Origin of the sequence: Arthrobacter sp. NPDC056493, from assembly GCF_042795115.1 — a bacterium.
GTDB lineage: Bacteria > Actinomycetota > Actinomycetes > Actinomycetales > Micrococcaceae > Arthrobacter.
The window spans coordinates 132,056-134,467 of sequence record NZ_JBHTSL010000008.1 but is presented as its reverse complement, the minus strand read 5'-3'; the positions used below and the strand labels follow the sequence as shown (position 1 = coordinate 134,467).

Sequence of the window (2,412 nt, the reverse complement as noted above, 5' to 3'; positions counted from 1 at the left end):
AGAAAAAGGTGCGGGGCCGCCGTGGTCTAGTCCAGATGGGCCCACGCTGCCGAGGGGCCCCAATCGAGCTTGCGAGATCGGGGAGGCAGTGGGGACTAGGCCAGGCGGGCCTTCAGGCCGTCGAGCTCCTTCTGGAGCGCGGCGGGCAGCGAATCGCCGAAGTTGGCGAACCATTCCTCGATGGATGCCAGCTCGGTCTTCCACTCGTCGGGGTCGACGCGCACTGCGTCCTCAACCTGCGCCGGGGTCATGTCGAGTCCGTCGAGGTCGATGGCGTCGCCGGTCGGGACGAAGCCGATGGGCGTCTCCACGGCGTCGGCCTTACCTTCGAGCCGCTCGATGGCCCACTTCAGGACCCGGGCGTTGTCGCCGAAGCCCGGCCAGGCGAAGCCGCCCTCAGCCGTGCGGCGGAACCAGTTCACCAGGAAGATCTTGGGCAGGCGCTCCGGGTTGGCTTTGGCGGACAGGTTCACCCAGTGGTTCAGGTAGTCGCCTGCGTCGTAGCCGATGAACGGGAGCATGGCCATGGGGTCGCGGCGGACAACGCCGACGGCACCGGCCGCAGCAGCGGTGGTCTCGGACGACAGGGTGGAGCCCATGAAGATGCCGTTGGTCCAGTCGCGGGCCTCGGTGACCAGCGGGATGGTGGTCTTGCGGCGGCCACCAAAGAGGATCGCGGACAGTTCCACGCCGTTCGGGCTGTGGTACTCCTCGGCCAGCATGTCGATCTGGTCGATCGGAGTGCAGAAGCGCGAGTTCGGGTGGGCTGCCGGCTTGCCGGACTCCGGCGTCCAGGAGTTGCCCTGCCAGTCGGTCAGGTGCGCCGGGGTTTCCTCCGTCATACCCTCCCACCAGACGCCGCCGTCGTCGGTCAGTGCAACGTTGGTGAAGATGCTGTTGCCCTTGGCGATGGCGCGCATGGCGTTCGGGTTGGTGCCCCAGCCGGTGCCCGGGGCGACGCCGAACAGGCCCGCTTCCGGGTTGACGGCGCGGAGCTCGCCTTCCTTGCCGAACCGCATCCAGGTGATGTCGTCACCGAGGGTCTCGACCTTCCAGCCCTTGATGGTGGGATCGAGGAGGGCGAGGTTGGTCTTGCCGCAGGCGGACGGGAAGGCGGCCGAGACGTAGTACGTCTTCTTTTCCGGCGACGTCAGCTTGAGGATCAGCATGTGCTCGGCCAGCCATCCCTCATCGTGCGCCATGACGGAGGCGATGCGCAGGGCGTAGCACTTCTTGCCCAGCAGCGCGTTTCCGCCGTAGCCGGAGCCGAAGGACCAGATGGAGCGCTCCTCGGGGAAGTGCACGATCCACTTGTCCGGGTTGCAGGGCCACGGGACGTCTGCCTGGCCGGGCTCCAGCGGAGCGCCCAGGGAGTGCAGGGCCGGGACGAAGAAGGCGTTGGTTTCGGTGATCCGGTTCAGGACGTCCGTGCCGATGCGGGCCATGATGCGCATGGAGGCAACCACGTAGGCGGAGTCGGTGATCTCGACGCCGAACTTGGGGTCCTCAGCATCGAGGTGGCCCATGACGAACGGGATGACGTACATGGTGCGGCCGCGCATGGACCCGGAGAACAGCCCGCGCAGCTTCTCCTTCATCTCCGCCGGGGCCATCCAGTTGTTGGTGAAGCCTGCGTCGTGCTCCTTCTCGGAGCAGATGAAGGTCTGCTCTTCAACACGGGCCACGTCGGCAGGATCCGAGAAGGCTGCGAAGGAGTTGGGGAACAGGTCCTGGTTCAACCGCTTCAGGGTGCCGGCCGCGACGAGTTCGTCGGTAAGGCGGGTGTTTTCTTCCTCGGAGCCGTCGACCCAGTGAATCCGGTCCGGCTGGGTCAGCCCAGCGACCTCTTCAACCCAGGCCAGCAGACCGGCATGGGTGGTGGGTGCTTTCTCAAGCAGCGGCAGTCGCGCCAGGTGGGCCATTGCAGTTCCCTTCTTCGGGTTCAGTGGTGTGTGCTAAATGCTAGGTCTGATGATCTGGACCAATTCGCGGTCAGACATCGGATGTCCTGCCCGCCGGGAGGCAATTTCCGCGGAAATTCAAGGAATTTGGATTTAGAAAACTCGAAATTAGTGACGAAGGTCACATAGACCGGTCTAGTTGTGTAAATTACATGGTCCTCGATTTGGAACTGCGGCTGTCCTCGCGTAAAGTTATTCGAGGTTCGGGGCGAGCGAAAAGCTCGAAAGGAACCGGAAGATGCGCCCATAGCTCAGCTGGATAGAGCGTCTGTCTACGGAACAGAAGGTCAGGGGTTCGAATCCCTTTGGGCGCACAGAGAGAAGGTCCGCACCGGGAAACCCCGGGGGGCCGTAAGCGGTTATTAGGGCCCCCCCCCCGCAGCCCCGGCCAACCCCCCGCCCAAGCCCGCGGGTATTAACCCACGTAAGGACCCACCCGGGGGTTAAAAAA

At 64.4% G+C, this 2,412-nt stretch carries 1 protein-coding gene and 1 tRNA gene; one reads left to right on the top strand and one right to left on the bottom strand.

Going from position 1 to position 2,412, the window contains the following annotated elements; translation table 11 throughout:
• Positions 1–95: 95 nt before the first annotated feature.
• Positions 96–1,922, bottom strand: coding sequence for a phosphoenolpyruvate carboxykinase (GTP) (locus tag ACFQ50_RS05810; protein ID WP_377994574.1), 1,827 nt, complete (start codon positions 1,920–1,922; stop codon positions 96–98).
• 279 nt (positions 1,923–2,201) lie between these two features.
• Between ACFQ50_RS05810 and ACFQ50_RS05805 the strand changes: the two genes are divergently transcribed.
• A tRNA-Arg gene (locus ACFQ50_RS05805) sits at positions 2,202–2,275 on the top strand.
• Positions 2,276–2,412 lie beyond the last annotated feature (137 nt).

Bases quoted from the DNA above. Each gene is read 5' to 3' on its own strand.
- ACFQ50_RS05810 (WP_377994574.1), bottom strand. From the start codon at position 1,922: ATGGCCCACCTGGCGCGACTGCCGCTGCTTGAGAAAGCACCCACCACC.